Source organism: Pseudolysinimonas sp., from assembly GCF_049651805.1.
Taxonomy (GTDB): Bacteria; Actinomycetota; Actinomycetes; order Actinomycetales; family Microbacteriaceae; genus Pseudolysinimonas_A.
Window position 1 is genome coordinate 58,660 of record NZ_JBASCU010000030.1, and the last position, 16,811, is coordinate 75,470.

Sequence of the window (16,811 nt, forward strand, 5' to 3'; positions counted from 1 at the left end):
CTCGCGCGCGCCCGAAGCGGAGCCACGTCGCGCCGCAGAAGCGGCGGCGCGACCAGCAAGCAGAGAAAGGCCCGACCCCGCGAAGGCTGGGATCTACCGCGGGGCCGGACCGAGTGCCCTCGATCGGACGACCGGGGGCGCGGGCCTTGCGGCCTCACTCGAAGAGACGGTCGGCGTCGAGGGCTATGACGCGAGTTTCGCGAGATTTGTTCCGGAATGCGGCAGCGCGCGTCAGCCGATCAGGTTCACGTCGACGGTGCCGCCGCCCGACGAGAGACCGAGCGGCTGGATGAGCGCGTCGATGAGACCGTCGAGCAGGCCGAGGATGCCGGCGAGCGGGTTGTCGCCGAGAACCAGGCCGCTCAGGTAGTCGCGGTCGACGGTCTGCACGAGGTCGATCGAGGAGAGGCCGCCCGGGAAGGCGGCGATGCTGACGGCGTACTGGCCGGCGTCGTTGACCTTCACGGTGGCGTAGACAGTTCCGGCCGCCTGTGCGGTGATCGTCGCTCCCGGAGTGCCCGTGCCGGTGAGGTGAAGTGAGATGTCGGCGTCGAGGATCGTGCCGTCGTCATCGGTGATCGTGTCGATGACCGAGTCGACCGTCTCCTCGAGCAGCCCGCCGACCGTCTCGGTCTCGCCGGCGAGAACGTCGTCGACGATGCCGCCGGGAACGGTCCCGTCACCGTCGGTTCCGGTACCGGTGTCGGTGCCGGCGGCTCCCGCGGCGGCTGATTCTTCTTGCTCGACCGCTGTCGGCGGAGGTGCGGCGCCCGTTGCCTCAACCGTCGGCGCGACGCCGAGCGCGACGCTGCCGACGATGACGGCCGCCACGGCGAACCCACCGACGAGCGTCCCGGTGCCGGCGGCAGCGCCCATCGAGAGACCTCCCACGATCGGCGCGGCGAGCACTCCGCTTCCGGCGACCATGTCGAGGGCGACCGGAACGTCGGGGATCGGAAGCTCGGCGGCGGTGACGGGCGAGGACTGGCTGAGCGACGCCAACAGCGTGCCGCCGGCGACTCCGCCGAGCAGCAGCGGCAGCATCACCATGGCGAGGTGCGAGCCGACTTCATCGACCTCTTCCGAGACGATGGTGCACTTGGCGCAGCCGAGGAGGTGCTTCGTGAGGCGCTCACGATCGCGGGTCGAGAGCCCATCCCTGGCGTGTTCGCCGAGGCGCGACATCGACCACTGGCACTCGCCCGACGCGGCGGCATCCGAGACGTGCGCCTGCAGCCACGCCTTCCGCAGCCCCTCGCGGGCACGGTACGAGAGCGCGGCGACACTGTTGGCGGTGATCCCCATGAGCGGGGCGACCTCATGGGGGTCCATGCCTTCGACCTCGGTGTACCAGAGCACGGTCTGCCAGCGCTCGGGCAGCGAACGGAAGGCGCGTGCCGTCAGGGTGCGGTCGAGCGCCCACGCCGCAGGATCGTCGGGGATCCGGTCGTCTTCGAAGTCTTCGATGAAATCCACCTGGACGTCACGCGAGGCGGCCCCCCAGGAGCTCGCTAGGTTTCGGATTGTCGTGTACAGGTAAGGGCGGAAGGCGCCGGTAGGTCCGCCGCCCGCCAGAACACGTTGATAGATCCGGGCGTACGCCTCGCTGACGAGATCATCCGCATCGATCGACGACGTGAACTGGCGGGCGACGCGGGCGGCAGAACGATAATGACGGCGCCACAGTTCGCCGAACGCCCGCGTATCCCCCGATCGCGCGCGTTCGATAAGCTCCGCATCCGAAGTGGTTAGCTTCGTGTTCTGATCGCCCATCCCCCTGATCCATTCCCGGGCCTCTCGTTGTCCCCTATAGGAATCGAAGAGCGCCGGAAGTGTTGCCACTCCTGGCGTCCTTCATCAAGAGAGACAGCCCGTTCCGTCTACTATGACGCCGATGTTCAGCCGCGCCTCACCCCCCAAGTGGGGGACACCGGCGTCGCGTTTAGGCTGAATCGTATGGGTCTGAAGGATCGCCTCAACGCCGGAATCGCATGGGTGCAGCGCCAAAAGGCCGTGCGCGTGTTCGTGCGCTACGGGCTCGACCGCGGGCCGATTCTGGCGAGTGGGATGGCGTACCAGGCGCTGTTCGCGGTGTTCGCCGGGCTGTGGGTCGCCTTCTCGATCGCCGGGCTGATCGTGAGCGGCGACATCGGGCTGCGTCAGACGATCCTCGACTTCCTCGCCGACATCGTTCCGGGGCTCGTCGACGACGGCAGCGAAACCAAGGGCGCGATCGATCCCGACGTGTTCAAGCAGGGTTTCGTGTTCGGAATCTCGGGCATCGTCGCCCTGGTCGGCCTGCTGTTCACCGCCCTCGCGTGGCTCGACGCGGCGCGTGGGTCGGTGCGCGTCGTCTTCGGCCTGCCGCCCATCCCGCGCAACGTGGCGCTGCAGAAGGCCATCGACCTCGGACTGGGACTCGCCTTCGGGGTTCTGCTGCTGCTCGCCGCTGCGCTGTCGTTCGCGGGCGCTAGCGCTACCGAAGGCGTGCTGGCCTGGCTGGGAATCGACGAACGCTCGGTCATCGCGCTCATCCTGAGCCGAACCGTCACCCTCGTCGTCGCGGTGGTGGTCTACGCGGTCGCGCTGGCCGGGCTCTACCGGCTCCTCGCCGGGGTGAAGGTCCCGGCGCGCATTCTGCGGCACGGGGTCACGCTCGGGGCGATCGGTCTCGCCGGGCTCACCGTCGCGGGTGGTCTGCTGCTCGGCGGCGCCGATAACAACCCGATCATCGGATCCTTCGCCGTCGTCGCCGGGCTGCTCATCTACTACAACTTCGTCTCGCAGGTCATTCTCATCGCGGCGACCTGGATGGCGGTCGACGTCTCCGACGAGGGTCTCGTGATCGACCAGAAGGTCTTCGAGGCGCGGCTCGAGGAAGCGCGGAAGCTGGTCAAGGCGCATGAACCCCAACCCGAACCGAAGAAGACCGGATTCTGGAAACGCCTTCTCGGTGGTCGCCGGTAGTGTCCCTGGGGTGACTCGCCTCCGCATCGCCAGTGTCAACGTCAACGGGGTGCGCGCCGCCTTCCGCAAGGGCATGGGCGACTGGCTCGCCGGTCGGGATGTCGACATCCTCGCGATGCAAGAGGTGCGGGCCGAGACGTCCCATCTCGAAGAGCTGCTCGGTAGTGAGTGGGACATCCTGCACGACCCCGCGACCGCGAAGGGCCGCGCGGGAGTCGCGATCGCCTCTCGACGGGCGGCGTCGGTGCACCGCGTCACGTTCGGCCCCGACGACTTCGACTCCGCCGGCCGGTGGCTCGAGGCCGACTACGAGGTCGACGGAACCGTCGTCACCGTCGTGTCGTGCTACGTGCCGTCGGGGGCGGTGGGCACGCCGAAGCAGGAACAGAAGTGGATCTTCCTCGAGAGGATGCTGCATCACGTCGCCGCGGTGAAGACGCACAATCCGTTCGCGGTCGTGATGGGCGACTTCAACATCGGGCATCGCACCCTCGACATCCGCAACTGGAAAGGCAACGTCAAGAAATCGGGCTTCCTCCCGCGTGAGCGCGCCTACCTCGACCAGATCTTCGGCGCCGAAGATGATCCCGCCTACAACACGGGCGCCGGGCTCGGCTTCGTCGACGTCGGGCGGCGCTTCGCGGGGGAGATCGACGGCCCCTACACCTGGTGGTCGCAGATGGGCCGCGCGTTCGACAACGACTCCGGGTGGCGCATCGACTACCAGGCGGCGACCCTCGAGTTGGCCGCTAAAGTCGTGGAGGTGAAGGTCGATCGGGCGCACGCCTGGGATGAGCGATGGTCGGACCACGCTCCGCTCGTCGTCGATTACCAGCTGTAGAACGGACCTCCCATGACCAAGCCCCGCCTCTTCTCGGGGATGCAGCCTTCTGCGGACTCCCTCCACGTCGGCAACTACATCGGCGCACTGTTGCAGTGGCGCGACCTGCAGGTCGACTACGACGCCGTCTACTGTGTTGTCGACCTGCACGCGATCACCGTGCCTCAGGACCCGGCGGCTTTGCGGGAAGCGACCCGGCGCACCGCGGCGCAGTACATCGCTGCGGGAATCGACCCGGCATCCTCGATTCTGTTCGTACAGTCGCACGTGCCCGCGCACGCCGAATTGGCCTGGGTGATGAACACCATCACCGGCATGGGCGAGGCGAGTCGCATGACCCAGTACAAAGACAAGGCGTCGAAGCAGGGGGCGGATGCCGCGAGTGTCGGCCTGTTCACCTACCCGATCCTGCAGGCGGCCGACATCCTGCTTTACGACGCCGAGATCGTGCCGGTCGGCGAAGACCAGCGGCAGCACATCGAGCTGACCCGCGATCTCGGCCACCGGTTCAACACGCGGTTCGGAGAGACCTTCGTGCTGCCCCAGCCGCGCATTCAGTCGGCGACGGCGAAGATCCTCGACCTGCAGAACCCGGGCTCGAAGATGTCGAAGTCCGGCGAGTCGCCGCAGGGCATCCTCTGGCTGCTCGACGAGCCCTCCGTGAACGCGAAGAAGATCAAGTCGGCCGTGACCGACGCCGACCGCGACATCCGCTTCGAGGCCGAGCAGAAGCCGGGGGTGTCGAATCTGCTGCTGATCCTTTCGACACTCAGCGGACGGCCGATGGATGCTCTCGTCGACTCGTTCGCCGGCCGCGGGTACGGCGACCTCAAGACCGAGACCGCGGATGCCGTGGTCGCCACGTTCGCCCCCGTGCGGGAGCGGGCGCTCGAGCTGCTCGCCGACCCGGCCGAACTCGACCGCCTGCTCGCGGGTAACGCCGAGCGGGCCGAGGCGATCGCATCCGCGACCCTCGCGAAGGTGTACGACCGCATCGGGTTCCTGCCCCGGCGATGATCCCGGTGACGCTTCGCACCGGGCGGCTGGTGCTCGACCAGCCGACAGCGGCGGATGTCGACGCGATCACCGAGTACTGCCAGGACCCATTGTTTGAGGCGTACCTCACGACGCCCTGGCCGTACGCGCGTGAGAACGCCGTGCAGTTCGTCGAGTCGTACGTGCCAGCCGGCTGGGCTGACGGCAGCGAGTACACCTGGGCGCTTCGGGTCGACGGGGTCTTCCTGGGTGTCATCGGCGCGCGCACGGGGCCCGGGGACGTCGGCTTCTGGCTCGGCGCGCCGTTCCGCCGCCGCGGGTACATGGCTGAAGCACTCGGCGCGGTCGCCGACTGGTGGTTCGCATCGCTCGGTCGCGACGCTCTGCGGTGGGAGTGTGTCGTCGGCAACACCGCATCCGCCGCCACGGCCCGGGCTGCGGGGTTCATGTTTGCCGGGGTCGCCCCCGCCGAAATGCCCTCCCGCGACGGATCGCTGCCGCAGTCGTGGCACGGCATCCGGCGTGCGTCAGATGTCCACGCGCCGAAGCACGGCTGGCCCGTCTGAACTCGGCCCACGGCGCTGCCCATTCCCGCTCCCAACATGCGCGGATCAGGACGCACGCGTCGCTGATGCCCGCAGCAGACGCAATGCCCGTCGTCTTCCTGATCCGCGCACGTTGCGATGCGCAACCACAGCTCCCGCGATCGCGCGAATGACGGAGATGCGGTCGTGAACGACCTGTGCATAGTCGAAAGTCAACGGCGTCAGCCCGAATGAGGCCACGATCGCATCCCGACGGCGGTCACGCGGCGCTACAGCACCGGTGTGAAAGCTGCGGCCATTCAACTCGACGGCGACCCAGCCTTCGACCAGTAGGTCGATGTCGGCGACTCCGCGGATGGGGTACTGCGGTTCGACCCTGAGCCGTGCCTCCCTGAGGGGCTCGCGCACGAGCGTCTCGAGCCCCGAGTCGGCGCGCCCGTCGACCCGAGCAAGAATCGCGAGCTCCCTCTCGGTCGCGTGGGGGCGCAGATCGGCCAGGCGGATGAGTCCTTTGCGCACGGCACTGTCGACCGTCGCGATGGCATCGTGCAGGGGCTGGCAGGACATCGCTTGGAACACCGCATCGACCGTCGAGACTCGAGCGCCGGCATCCGACCCCACCGCCCGCTCCCAGTGCAGCACGCATCCCGAAGCAGGATCGAAGCGCTGGATCATCAGCCCTGGATCGCGCAGCCGCGACGCGTTGCCCGGGAGATGCACGTGAACCGCGCCCGGCGGTTCCGTGACCCAAACGCCGAGGCGGGCCAGCTCGGACACACAGGCGAGACGCCCGCCAACCCGCACAGCCTGCTGGGTTGCCTCATCGAGCCCTGGGAGGCAGAAGTGGCCGATCCGAACGCGAATGAGACGCCCCGCTCCCACCGCCCAGGCGATCTGCGACCTCGTCATTCCGCGTGCCACCAGCTCACGAGTGCGGAGGGTGAGCCTGCCCCCTTCGAATGCCGCCGTCATCCGGGCATCCTGGGCCCATCAGCCGTACCGCGAACCCGCGCGGGCCCGCTCTGGGGACTACGCCCTCCGTACGCGGTTCAGGAGGACGCAACCTCGCGCGTCGGGATTCGACCGGAGCCGGCCCGATCTCCTGATCCGCGCACGTCGAGGGCGAGGGGCAGGGTCAGGGGCGGGAGTTGGTATCGCTGGCGGGAATGAACGGGGCGGGGGGTGAGTTGTAGGGTGGTGATACGAAGCACGTGCTCCAGGGGCGGTGAAATCCCGCACCGGCGGTTACAGTCCGCGAACTCTTTCGGCCCGCAAGGCCCGGGAGAGCCGATCCGGTGGAAATCCGGAACCGACGGTCAAAGTCCGGATGGGAGGATGCACGCTGTTGTCTCACGCGCAAGCGTGGCGGCCGCATGACTCCTCCCGTCTCCTGGACTGACCAGGAGTGACGATGAGCGAGACCCAACGGTACGAGGCGCCGATGCGCCGCGCGCTCGACCTCGCCGTGCGTGGACCGCTCGTCGGCGGCAACCCGCAGGTCGGCTGCGTGCTGCTGGATGCCGACGGTCGCATCGTCGCGGAGGGCTGGCACCGCGGCGCCGGCACCCCGCACGCCGAGATCGACGCCCTCTCGCAGGTGACGGATGCCGCCGGCCTTACCGCCGTCGTGACGCTCGAGCCGTGCAATCACACCGGCCGCACCGGGCCGTGCTCCGAGGCGCTCATCGCGGCGGGCATCGGCAAGGTCGCGTTCGCCGTCCCCGACCCGGGCGCCGTGTCGGGTCATGGCGCGGCGCGGCTGGCTGAAGCCGGCATCCCGGTCGTTCACGGGGTGCTGCACGACGAGGCCGAAGCCCTGTTGCACCCGTGGCTCGAAGCCATGCGCCGCGGGCGGCCGTGGGTCGTCGTGAAGTGGGCTTCCACTCTCGACGGGCGAGCCGCAGCCGCCGACGGGTCGAGTCAGTGGATCACCGGCGCCGCCGCGCGACAGAAGGTGCACGAGCAGCGGGCGCAGAGCGACGCGATCCTCGTCGGAACCGGCACCGTGCTCGCCGACGACCCGTCGCTCACCGCACGGGGGGATGCCGGCGAGCTGCTGCCCGCGCAACCGCTTCCCGTCGTGGTGGGTGAGCGCGGCATCCCGGCCGGCGCCGCCCTGCATGCGCACCCGCGGGGCGTGCTCGAGACCCGCACCCGCGACCTCGATGTCATCTTCCGCGACCTGCACGAGCGCGGCATCCGCCGGGTGTACGTCGAGGGCGGGCCGACCCTCACGAGCGCCGCCATCGCCGCCGGGTACGCCGACGAGTACGCGATCTACCTCGCCCCCGCCCTGCTGGGTGGTCCGAAGCTCGCGATCGGCGATCTCGGCATCCCGTCGATGGATGCGATCCTGCGCCTGCGCGTCGACACTGTCGAGCAGCTCGGCGATGACTGGTACTTCCACGGTGTGGTTTCGACACGCGAGCCTTCGGCTCGCTACTCAACCACCGAGAACGGGGGGAACTGATGTTCACCGGCATCACCGAAGAGCTGGGCGAGGTGCTCGCCTGGGAACGCTCGGGCGACTCCGGCCGCCTCACGATCAAAGCGCCGCTGGCGGTGAGCGACGCGAAGCACGGCGACTCGATCTCGGTCGACGGCGTGTGCCTGACGGTGGTCGACCAGGGCCCCGACTGGTTCACGGCGGATGTCATGGCCGTGTCGATCGCGATGTCCACCTTGGGCGAGCGGCAGGTGGGTGACCGCGTCGACCTCGAGCGCGCCGCGGCTGTCGGCGATCGCCTCGGCGGCCACATCGTGCAAGGCCACGTCGACGGCACCGCGACCGTACTCGCCGTCACCCCGGGGGACGCCTGGCGGGTGCTGCGCTTCACCCTCGACACCGAACACGCCCCGCTCGTCGTGCGCAAAGGCTCGATCGCCGTCAACGGCGTCTCGCTCACCGTGAGCGACGCCGGCGACGACTGGTTCGAGGTCTCGCTCATTCCCGAGACCCTCGCCGCGACCACCCTCGGCGCCCTGATCCCGGGCGACCGCGTCAACATCGAGACCGACATCCTCGCGCGCCATGTGCAGCGGTTGATGGGTTTCGATACGCGTCCGGCTGCGCCGGGCGCTTCTCAACCAACGGAAACCGAAAGGAGCGAGTCATGAGTCTCGCCGACATCCCTACCGCCCTGCGGGCGCTCGCCGACGGCAAGCCCGTCATCGTCGCCGACGACGAGGGCCGCGAGAACGAGGGCGACGTCGTGCTGGCGGCGCAGTTCGCGAGCCAGGAGTGGATCGCCTGGACGGTGCGGCACACCTCGGGCTACCTGTGCGCGCCGCTGACCAACGCGATCGCCGACCGGCTCGAGTTGCCGCCGATGTGGGCGCACAACGAGGACCCACGGGGCACCGCGTACACGATCAGTGTGGATGCCGCCGACCGGCTCTCGACGGGCATCAGCGCCTCCGACCGCGCGCACACCCTGCGCGTGCTGGCAGACCCCGAGTCGACGCCGGCCCACCTCATCCGACCCGGCCACATCATCCCGTTGCGAGCGGTGGAAGGCGGGGTGCGCGAACGTGACGGCCACACCGAGGCGACCGTCGACCTGCTGAAGCTCGCCGGGCTGACCCCGGTCGGCGTGATCGGCGAGATCGTCGACGAGGACGGCGAGATGATGCGGCTGCCCGGGCTGCTCGCGCTCGGCGAGGAGCACGATGTGCCGGTGATCACGATCGAGGAGCTCATCCGGTTCATGGAGGAGCGCAAGTGCGAAGCCGATCCGCAGGCCGTCGTCGAGGTGCCGGAGTTCGAGCGGGTGTCGTTCGAGGTGGAGACGAATGTGCCGACCGAGCACGGCACGTTCCGGGTGCGGGCCTACCGCGACCGGTCGACCGGCGCCGACCACGTCGCGTGGATCTCGGGCGAACCGAAAGACGGCACGCTCGTGCGGGTGCACTCCGAATGCCTCACCGGTGAAGCGTTCGGGTCGCTCAAGTGCGAGTGCGGTCCGCAGCTCGACGCGGCACTCGAACGCGTCCAACGCGATGGCGGGGTCGTCGTGTACCTGCGCGGACACGAGGGGCGCGGCATCGGCCTCATCAACAAGCTGCGCGCCTACCGTCTCCAGGAGGACGGTCTCGACACCCTCGACGCCAACCTCATGCTCGGGCTGCCCGCCGACGCGCGCGACTACGGGGCGGCGACCGCGATCCTGAAGGATCTCGGCCTGACGTCGGTGCGGCTGCTCACTAACAACCCCGAGAAGGCCCGGCAGCTGGAGGAGCGCGGCGTCACGGTGAGCGAGCTCGTGCCTCTCGTCGTCGGCGTCGGCGAGTTCAACGAGGGCTATCTCGAGGCGAAGCGCGACCGGATGGGCCACGCGCTTCCGGACGATGTCGCGCTCGACGCGGTGCGGCTGGCCGACGAACTGAAGGCCGAAGAACTGAACGAGTCGCTGCGATGAGCGGCGACGGAATGCCCGACCTCGACACCGACGGCACGGGACTTTCGGTCACCATCGTGTCGGGGCTGTGGCATACGCGCATCTCCGAGGGGTTGCTCGCGGGTGCGCGCAGCGTACTCGCCGCGTCGGGGGCCGAGGTCACCGAGATCCAGGTAGCCGGCAGCTTCGAGCTGCCCGTCGTCGCGAAAGCCGCCCTCGAAGCGGGGGCGGATGCCGTGGTCGCCCTCGGCGTGATCGTGCGGGGCGAGACGCCGCACTTCGACTACGTCGCCTCCGCCGCCACCGACGGCCTGACCCGGGTCGCCCTCGACAACGGCAAGCCGGTCGGCTTCGGCGTGCTCACCGTCGACACCGAGCAGCAGGGCCTCGACCGCGCCGGTCTGCCCGAATCGAAAGAGGATGTCGGCGGTCGCGCCGCCGAAGCCGCCCTCGCCACCGCCCGCGTGCTGCGCGCCCTGCGGGGCTGACCCACACCCTGGTTGGTCCAACCCGTCAGGGGCGAGCGCGGCGCAGCACCCGGGTGAACGGCAGCGCCACGATCGCGGGACTCGGGGTGAACGGCACGCGCTCATGCTGGCATCCCGAGCCTGAGAACCGGGTTGGTCCTAGTCGAGGAAGAGCGCCCGCAGGCGGCGGGTCGTGAAGATCAGGCCCAGGGCGATCATGCCGAGGAAGTAGGCGAGGTGGCCGAGCATCGCCACGGAGAGTGCGCCCGTCGTCAACCCGCGCACCAGCTCGACGCCGTGCCACAGCGGCAGCGCCTTGATGAACCACTGGATCGCCTCGGGGTAGACCGTGATCGGGAAGAACGTCGCCGACAGCAGGAACATCGGCAGCAGTACGAGCGGGATGACATCCATCTGCTGGAACGTCTTCAGATACGACGTGATGCCCATCCCGATCGACGCGAACCCGAACGCGATGATCACGATCGCCGGCAGGGCGAGGATCGCCGTCCAGGCGAGGTTGAGCCCGAGGGCTTGCATCACGAGCAGGAAGGTGACGCCGTAGGCCGCCCCGCGCAGCAGGGCGAGCGAGATCTCACCGAGCGCGACATCGAGGGGGCCGAGCCGGGTCGCGAGCATCCCGTTGTAGAGCTTGCCGAAGTGCATCTTGAAGAACACGTTCCACGTGGAGTCGTAGATCGCGCCGTTCATCGCCGACACCGCGAGCAGGGCGGGGGCGATGAAGGCGGCATACGGGATGTCGTTGCCCGACGAGTCCTGCACGCTGCCGATGAGCCCACCCAGGCCGAGGCCGAGCGACAGCAGATAGAAGATCGGCTCGAAGACTCCGGTGAGCACGATCCACCAGTTGGTGCTGCGGGTCGCGAGCAGGCCGCGGCCGAGCACGGCCCGGGCATTGCCGGAATACAGGGCACGCACCCCGCCGGTCTCGCGGCGTTGGGCGGCTCGCAGGGTCGACGTCGCACTCATCGGTTCAGCCTCTTCACCGAGAAGTGCACCGTGAGCTGCCACCCGATGAAGGCGAGCACGACGAGGAACAGCACGTGGATGACGGTCAGCCAGATCGGTTCGGTCGGCCCGTAGGAGAACTGGCGGGCGAGTTCGCTGCCGTGCCAGATCGGCGAGATCCAGCCGATCCACTGCAGGAAGAACGGCAACTGACTGAGCGGGAACACGGTGCCGCTGAACAGCGACAGCGGCATGATGATGAGCCGGTTGACGATGTTGAACTGCCCGCGTTCCTCTTTCACGGACGCCGCCCAGGCAGCGATCGGCGAGAACGCGAAACCGGTGAGCATCGCGATCGGCACGACGAGAACGGCCCAGGGCGATACGGTTCCGCCGAAGAGCGCCACCGCGCCGAAGTAGATGCTCGCGGTGAAGGCCGCCCGGATGGCGACGAAGATGAACATGCCGTCGATGATCTGCCGCCCGGTGAGTGGCCCGGAGTTCATGCCGACGAAGATGGCGTTCCACTTGAAACCCATCAACATGCCGAACATGTACTCCTCGGCGGCGACGATGACGGCGGCGTTGATGATGAGCGCCGGCGCCACGAACTGCAGGTAGCCGACGCCGTCGATGAACTCACTGCCCTGGCTGTCGACGACGAGGCTCGCGAGGCCGACGCCGAAGGCGAAGAGGTAGAGGAACGGCGTGCCGAACGCGGTCGCGACCATCGTCCAGAAGAACGCCCGCACGGCGCGCAGCTTGTGCTCGACGACGTACCAGGCGCCGTAGCGGCGGCTCTTCGCCGGGTCGGCGCGCACGGCCGCACGGGTCGTTGGCAAAGACGTCATTCGATCAGCGACCGTCCGGTGAGACGCAGGAACACATCCTCCAGCGACGACCGCCGCACGAGGCTGGTGATCGGCTCGAGCCCGCGCCGCGTGACTTCGGCGAGCGCCGCCTCGCCGTCCTTGCCGTAGACGAGCACCCGGTCGGGCAGCACTTCGAGCCGGTCGCCGATGCCGGCGAGGTCGGCCGCAGCGGTGGCGTTGCGCTCCGACCCGAACCGCACCTCGAGCACCTCGCGGCTGGAGTGCGCGCGGATGAGCGCGGCGGGCGCGCCTTCGGCCATGATGCGGCCCTTGTCGACGACGACGAGCCGGTCGCACAACTGCTCGGCCTCATCCATGTAGTGCGTCGTGAGCACGAGCGTCGTGCCCTGCTCCTTCAGCCGGAACAGCCGGTCCCACAGGATGTGCCGGGCCTGCGGGTCGAGGCCCGTCGTGGGTTCATCGAGTAGCAGGATGCGGGGGTCGTTGATGAGGGCCCGCGCGATGGTGAGGCGGCGCTTCATGCCCCCGGAGAGGTCGTCGATCTTCGACTTGCGGCGGTCGGTGAGCTGCGCGAATTCGAGCAGCTCGTCGGCGCGCTGGGCGACGTGCGAGCGCGGCAGACCGAAGTAGCGGCCGTAGACGATGAGGTTGTCGCGCACGACCAGCTCGGTGTCGAGGTTGTCTTGCTGCGGAACGACGCCCAGCTGCGAGCGGATCTCGGGCCCGTGCGAGTCGGGGTCCATTCCGAGGATCTCGAGGTGCCCCGAGGTGCGGGTCGACACCGCGCCGACCATGCGCATGGTGGTCGACTTGCCGGCGCCGTTGGGGCCGAGCAGCCCGAACGACTCCCCTGGCGCGACCTCGAACGAGATGCCGTCAACGGCGGCCGTCGTCTTGTAGGTCTTGACCAGATCGGTGGCGGCGATGACGGGGGCGGACACGAAAGTCGAGTCTAAGTCGACGCCACCGACGCCGCACGGTACGGTCTGCGTGCCGGTGGCTGGCAGATGCGCCGCCTACGCTGAGTGACATGCGCATCCGATCGGTGGCGGTGGCGAGCCTCGTGGCGGGGGGCCTGCTGCTCACCGGTTGCGCACCCGACAGCGGGGAACCGACCGCGACGCCGACGAGCACCGATCCCGCTGCGACCCCGATCGACCCGACCCCCGGCGCCCCCGCGCAGTTGGTGCTGCCCGACGACGCGGTGCTCGGGCTGGTCGGCATCCTCACCGCCCCGAACGGCGCGACCGCCGACCTCGCCGTCACGGTGCAGGCGTCGTTGCCCCACATGGTTCCGGAGGCGGCGGATGCCATTGCCGCCACCGTCGCCTGGTGCGCTGGCGAGGTGGATGAGGCGGTCATCTCCGGCCGCGGCTACACGTTCACCACGGTCGAGGTGAGCGTCAGCCCGCGGGAGGGCGACTGGCCCGCGGATCTGCCGCTTCTGGTGTATCCGGTCGCCAACCCGCAGTTCGGGTCGACGATCGTGGCGGGCGCCGGGCTGCGGCAGGTCGATGAAGCGACCGACCCGGTGTTCGACGACTACCTGCCGCGCTGCCAGCAGCCCGCCGTGCTCGACGGGGCCGGCGACGGCATCCTCTATCTCGGCATCCCGCAGGACATCAGCGGCGCGAACGACCGCCCGTCGTTCTCGGCGTGGGCGGTGCACGAGTTCGGGCTCTCAGCGGTGCTGCCCGGGGCCATGGGCGAATCGGATGTCGTCTTCTCGATGTGCGAGTCGGCGCTCACCCCGCTCGGTGAAGAGTTCGGGGCGTCGATCGACACCTGGGCCGACCGGTTCGAGTCGAGCGGCTGCACGGTCGGCGGATCGGGAGCGTGAGTCGGCGGCCACCTCGACCGCGTTAGGGTCGAGAGCGTGAGCGACTCCCGCGTGCTACGACGAGGTCGGAAGGATGCCGCCGCCGGTCCGCGCGCATCGTTCCGGGAGCTGCTGCCCTACCTCGCCGAACACCGCGGCACGCTCGTGGCGGTCGCGATCCTCTCGCTGCTGGGCGCCGGGGCATCCCTCGCCCAGCCGCTGCTCGCCGGACAGGTCGTCGGCATCGTCGAGGCCGGCGGAGCGCTCGGCATGCTCGTCTGGCTGCTCGTCGGCCTGCTGCTTCTCGCGGCGGTGCTCGGCGGCATCCAGCACTACCTGCTGCAGCGCATCGGCACCTCAGTGGTGTTCTCGGCACGCCGCAGCCTGGTGCGGCGCATGCTGCGGCTGCCGATCGCCGAGTTCGACCGTCGTCGCACCGGCGACCTGGTGTCGCGAGTGGGCTCCGACACGACGATGCTCTACGCGGTCATGACGCAGGGACTGCTGGATGCCGTCGGCGGCGTCGTCATCTTCGCCGGCGCGATCATCGGAATGCTGATCGTCGACCCGGTGCTGCTCGGGCTGACCCTGCTCGTCATCGTGCTCGCGCTCGGCAGCGGCATCCTGCTGTCGTCGCGCATCCGCCCCGCCTCGCTCGAACAGCAGGAACGGGTCGGCGCCGTCGCCTCGGCGGTCGAGCGTGCGATCGGGGCGATCCGCACGGTGCGCGCGTCGAATGCCACCGAACGCGAAACCGACGCGGTCATCGTCGAGGCGCAAGCGGCGAAGCGTGCCGGGTTCCGGGTCGCGAAAATCTCGGCGATGGTCGTGCCGATCGCCGGCATCGCAATGCAGGTGGCGTTCCTCGTCGTCATCGGCGTCGGCGGGTACCGCGTCGCGTCGGGGGCGATCGAGATCGGCTCGCTCGTGTCGTTCATCCTGTTCCTCTTCCTGTTGATCTCGCCGATCGCCAGCACGTTCGGCGCCGTCAACTCGATCAATCAGGCCCTCGGTGCGCTCGGTCGCATCCAGGAGATCATCCGCATCCCGGCCGAAACCGACGGGGATGCCGCGATCGAGCCCGCCGCCCCCGTCGCGACCTCCGCCGCGATCCGCTTCGACGACGTGCGGTTCTCGTACGCCGTGCCGCCGGAGCCGCCGGAGGCGCCGGGCAGCGAGTCGCCTGCCTCCGTCGATCCGTCACTTTTCGTCGTGCCCGACGCTCGATCCGCACGAAAAGTCGCGGATGGAAGCGGTCCGGCCGCCGAAACCGCCGAACCCGAGATCCGCGAGGTGCTGAAGGGCGTCACGTTCGAGGTGCCGCGCGGGTCGCGGGTGGCCCTCGTCGGGCCCAGTGGTGCGGGTAAGAGCACGGTGTTCGCGCTGATCGAGCGGTTCTACGATCCCGACGCGGGGGTCGTGCGGCTCGACGGGCGCGACGTGCGGGGCCTTCCCCGCGACGAGTTGCGGGCGCAGATCGGGTACGTCGAACAGGACGCCCCGGTGCTCGCCGGAAGCCTGCGCGACAACCTGAAACTGGCATCCCCTGACGCCACCGACGCCGACTGCATCCAGGTGCTGCGCGACGTGAACCTCGGCGCGGTGCTCGACCGCGACCCCGCGGGGCTCGACGCCCCCGTCGGCGAGGACGGCATCATGCTCTCCGGCGGCGAACGGCAGCGCCTCGCGATCGCCCGCGCGCTGCTCGCGGCCCCGCCGATCCTGCTGCTCGACGAGTCGACATCCAGCCTCGACGGCATGAACGAGCAACTGCTGCGCGAGGCGATCGACGCCGTCGCGCACGACCGCACGCTGCTCGTCATCGCGCACCGGCTGAGTACCGTCGTCGACTCCGACATCATCGTCGTGCTCGAGCACGGCGAGGTGGTCGGCATCGGCACGCACTCCGAACTCGTGCGGTCGACACCGCTCTACCGCGAGCTCGCCAAGCACCAGCTGCTGGTGTAGCTGTGGCGGGGCGGTCGGGCGAGCCGGGCGTCTCGCTGCTGGAGCGGGCGTTCCGGATGCTGCGCGCCCTTCCGGCGGACGGCATCCCGATCGCCGTCCCCGACCTGGCGCGTGCGGCGAACCTGCCGGTGTCGACCACCCACCGCCTGGTCGCCGAACTCGCCGCCCTCGGAGCGGTCGAGCGCACGCCCGCCGGGGTGTCGATGGGCCTCGGATTGTGGGAGCTCGGCGAGCGTTCCGCCGTGCTGCGACAACTGCGCGAAGCCGCGCTGCCCGAGCTCATCGAGCTGTACGAGGGCACCGGCGAGAACGTGCACCTCGCGGTGCTGGCCGGGCGCGACGTGTTGTACGTCGCGAAGGCGAACGGCAAGCGCGCGATCCCGACGCTCAGCGAGGTGGGGCAGCGGCATCCGCTTCACACCACCGGCGTCGGCCGCGCGATTCTGCTCACCCGCAGCGCCGAATGGCTCGACGCGTACCTGCGCGAGCCGCTCGAAGCTGAGACCCGGCACACCATCACGGATGCCGCGAAGCTGCGCGAGGTGATCGCCACCGAGGCGGTGAAGGGCTGGGCGTACACCCGGCAGGAGATGACGCTCGGCAACATCTCGATCGCGATGCCGCTGCGCGAGCGGCCCGGGCTGCCCGCGGCGGCGATCGGCATCGTCGCCCACGCCTCCTCCGCCGACGAGGTGCGGCTGCTGCCGCTGCTCCGACGAGCCGCTGCAGCGATCGAACAGCGTCTCGACGCGCACTGACCCTTTCTTTTTTCAGGAATGTGTGGGGCTGCTGGTGCTGATGTGGCTCGTGCGACCTCACCGATCCACAGAGGTCACTCCTTCCTCCCATCTTCCTGAAAACGGAAAGCCACTCGGTACCCTCGACGTAGCGTGGAGCTGTCGCCGAAGGAGACGTGATGGCAACGCAACAGGCATTCGTGGTGGAGGCTGACGGGGCTGGGCGGTGACGGCCGCGACGACCCGCGCGGCAACGGCTGACCCACGGGTAG

Annotated in this window: 16 protein-coding genes and 1 riboswitch; of the genes, 11 read left to right on the forward strand and 5 right to left on the reverse strand. The window is 69.2% G+C overall.

Annotated elements, in window-relative coordinates; translation table 11 throughout:
• Nucleotides 1-231: 231 nt before the first annotated feature.
• Nucleotides 232-1,773 (reverse strand): sigma-70 family RNA polymerase sigma factor, encoded by a 1,542-nt coding sequence (locus WBL06_RS07905; RefSeq protein WP_424455442.1) that lies wholly within the window; start codon nt 1,771-1,773, stop codon nt 232-234.
• A 183-nt stretch (nt 1,774-1,956) separates the two neighbouring features.
• Between WBL06_RS07905 and WBL06_RS07910 the strand changes: the two genes are divergently transcribed.
• Genes WBL06_RS07910 through WBL06_RS07925 form a run of 4 tightly spaced genes read left to right on the forward strand, consistent with a single transcriptional unit; the run spans nt 1,957 to nt 5,370 of the window.
• On the forward strand, nt 1,957-2,967 hold the full coding sequence (locus tag WBL06_RS07910; RefSeq protein ID WP_424455443.1) for a YihY/virulence factor BrkB family protein: 1,011 nt from the start codon (nt 1,957-1,959) through the stop codon (nt 2,965-2,967).
• Nucleotides 2,968-2,977: 10 nt separating this feature from the next.
• Nucleotides 2,978-3,808, forward strand: coding sequence for an exodeoxyribonuclease III (locus tag WBL06_RS07915; protein ID WP_424455444.1), 831 nt, complete (start codon nt 2,978-2,980; stop codon nt 3,806-3,808).
• Between the two features lie 12 nt (nt 3,809-3,820).
• Entirely contained in the window at nt 3,821-4,825 is a 1,005-nt protein-coding gene (trpS, locus tag WBL06_RS07920) for a tryptophan--tRNA ligase (protein WP_424455445.1), read from the forward strand.
• 5 nt (nt 4,826-4,830) lie between these two features.
• Nucleotides 4,831-5,370, forward strand: a complete 540-nt coding sequence (locus tag WBL06_RS07925; RefSeq protein ID WP_424455446.1) for a GNAT family N-acetyltransferase — start codon at nt 4,831-4,833, stop codon at nt 5,368-5,370.
• A gap of 45 nt (nt 5,371-5,415) precedes the next feature.
• Here the strand turns inward: WBL06_RS07925 and WBL06_RS07930 are convergent, their stop codons facing one another.
• Nucleotides 5,416-6,126, reverse strand: a complete 711-nt coding sequence (locus WBL06_RS07930) for an endonuclease domain-containing protein (protein WP_424455447.1) — start codon at nt 6,124-6,126, stop codon at nt 5,416-5,418.
• A gap of 431 nt (nt 6,127-6,557) precedes the next feature.
• Nucleotides 6,558-6,693: riboswitch (FMN riboswitch) on the forward strand.
• Between the two features lie 67 nt (nt 6,694-6,760).
• On the opposite strand from WBL06_RS07930, the gene ribD reads away from it, so the two are divergent.
• From ribD to ribH, 4 genes are read left to right on the forward strand one after another with little or no spacing between them, the layout of a single operon-like run.
• Nucleotides 6,761-7,819 carry a bifunctional diaminohydroxyphosphoribosylaminopyrimidine deaminase/5-amino-6-(5-phosphoribosylamino)uracil reductase RibD gene (gene ribD / locus WBL06_RS07935; protein ID WP_424455448.1) on the forward strand — a complete coding sequence of 353 codons (1,059 nt, stop codon included), beginning with the start codon at nt 6,761-6,763 and terminating at the stop codon, nt 7,817-7,819.
• Entirely contained in the window at nt 7,819-8,466 is a 648-nt protein-coding gene (locus tag WBL06_RS07940) for a riboflavin synthase (protein ID WP_424455449.1), read from the forward strand. Before ribD ends, WBL06_RS07940 begins: the two co-directional genes overlap by 1 nt.
• Nucleotides 8,463-9,767, forward strand: coding sequence for a GTP cyclohydrolase II (gene ribA, locus WBL06_RS07945; protein WP_424455450.1), 1,305 nt, complete (start codon nt 8,463-8,465; stop codon nt 9,765-9,767). Before WBL06_RS07940 ends, ribA begins: the two co-directional genes overlap by 4 nt.
• Nucleotides 9,764-10,234: a 6,7-dimethyl-8-ribityllumazine synthase gene (ribH, locus tag WBL06_RS07950; RefSeq protein ID WP_424455451.1), complete on the forward strand. Its 471-nt coding sequence runs from the start codon at nt 9,764-9,766 to the stop codon at nt 10,232-10,234. The genes ribA and ribH overlap by 4 nt, the downstream gene beginning before the upstream one ends.
• Before the next feature lie 138 nt (nt 10,235-10,372).
• Here the strand turns inward: ribH and WBL06_RS07955 are convergent, their stop codons facing one another.
• The 3 genes from WBL06_RS07955 to WBL06_RS07965 are packed head-to-tail and all read right to left on the reverse strand — an operon-like array spanning nt 10,373 to nt 12,956.
• A complete protein-coding gene (locus WBL06_RS07955) occupies nt 10,373-11,203 on the reverse strand; it encodes an ABC transporter permease (RefSeq protein WP_424455452.1) in 831 nt (276 codons plus the stop codon).
• The gene (locus WBL06_RS07960; RefSeq protein ID WP_424455453.1) at nt 11,200-12,033 is read right to left on the reverse strand and encodes an ABC transporter permease; all 834 of its coding nucleotides are present in this window, start codon (nt 12,031-12,033) and stop codon (nt 11,200-11,202) included. The genes WBL06_RS07955 and WBL06_RS07960 overlap by 4 nt, the downstream gene beginning before the upstream one ends.
• Nucleotides 12,030-12,956: an ABC transporter ATP-binding protein gene (locus tag WBL06_RS07965; protein ID WP_424455454.1), complete on the reverse strand. Its 927-nt coding sequence runs from the start codon at nt 12,954-12,956 to the stop codon at nt 12,030-12,032. Before WBL06_RS07965 ends, WBL06_RS07960 begins: the two co-directional genes overlap by 4 nt.
• An 89-nt stretch (nt 12,957-13,045) precedes the next feature.
• On the opposite strand from WBL06_RS07965, the gene WBL06_RS07970 reads away from it, so the two are divergent.
• The 3 genes from WBL06_RS07970 to WBL06_RS07980 are packed head-to-tail and all read left to right on the forward strand — an operon-like array spanning nt 13,046 to nt 16,560.
• Complete coding sequence (locus WBL06_RS07970; protein WP_424455455.1) at nt 13,046-13,855, forward strand: hypothetical protein; 810 nt, start codon at nt 13,046-13,048, stop codon at nt 13,853-13,855.
• A 36-nt stretch (nt 13,856-13,891) separates the two neighbouring features.
• Nucleotides 13,892-15,802, forward strand: coding sequence for an ABC transporter ATP-binding protein (locus WBL06_RS07975; protein WP_424455456.1), 1,911 nt, complete (start codon nt 13,892-13,894; stop codon nt 15,800-15,802).
• 2 nt (nt 15,803-15,804) lie between these two features.
• On the forward strand, nt 15,805-16,560 hold the full coding sequence (locus WBL06_RS07980; RefSeq protein ID WP_424455457.1) for an IclR family transcriptional regulator: 756 nt from the start codon (nt 15,805-15,807) through the stop codon (nt 16,558-16,560).
• Nucleotides 16,561-16,811 lie beyond the last annotated feature (251 nt).

Bases quoted from the DNA above. Each gene is read 5' to 3' on its own strand.
- WBL06_RS07905 (WP_424455442.1), bottom strand. From the start codon at position 1,773: ATGGGCGATCAGAACACGAAGCTAACCACTTCGGATGCGGAGCTTATC.
- WBL06_RS07910 (WP_424455443.1), top strand. From the start codon at position 1,957: ATGGGTCTGAAGGATCGCCTCAACGCCGGAATCGCATGGGTGCAGCGC.
- trpS (WP_424455445.1), top strand. From the start codon at position 3,821: ATGACCAAGCCCCGCCTCTTCTCGGGGATGCAGCCTTCTGCGGACTCC.
- ribD (WP_424455448.1), top strand. From the start codon at position 6,761: ATGAGCGAGACCCAACGGTACGAGGCGCCGATGCGCCGCGCGCTCGAC.
- WBL06_RS07940 (WP_424455449.1), top strand. From the start codon at position 7,819: ATGTTCACCGGCATCACCGAAGAGCTGGGCGAGGTGCTCGCCTGGGAA.
- ribA (WP_424455450.1), top strand. From the start codon at position 8,463: ATGAGTCTCGCCGACATCCCTACCGCCCTGCGGGCGCTCGCCGACGGC.
- ribH (WP_424455451.1), top strand. From the start codon at position 9,764: ATGAGCGGCGACGGAATGCCCGACCTCGACACCGACGGCACGGGACTT.
- WBL06_RS07955 (WP_424455452.1), bottom strand. From the start codon at position 11,203: ATGAGTGCGACGTCGACCCTGCGAGCCGCCCAACGCCGCGAGACCGGC.
- WBL06_RS07960 (WP_424455453.1), bottom strand. From the start codon at position 12,033: ATGACGTCTTTGCCAACGACCCGTGCGGCCGTGCGCGCCGACCCGGCG.
- WBL06_RS07970 (WP_424455455.1), top strand. From the start codon at position 13,046: ATGCGCATCCGATCGGTGGCGGTGGCGAGCCTCGTGGCGGGGGGCCTG.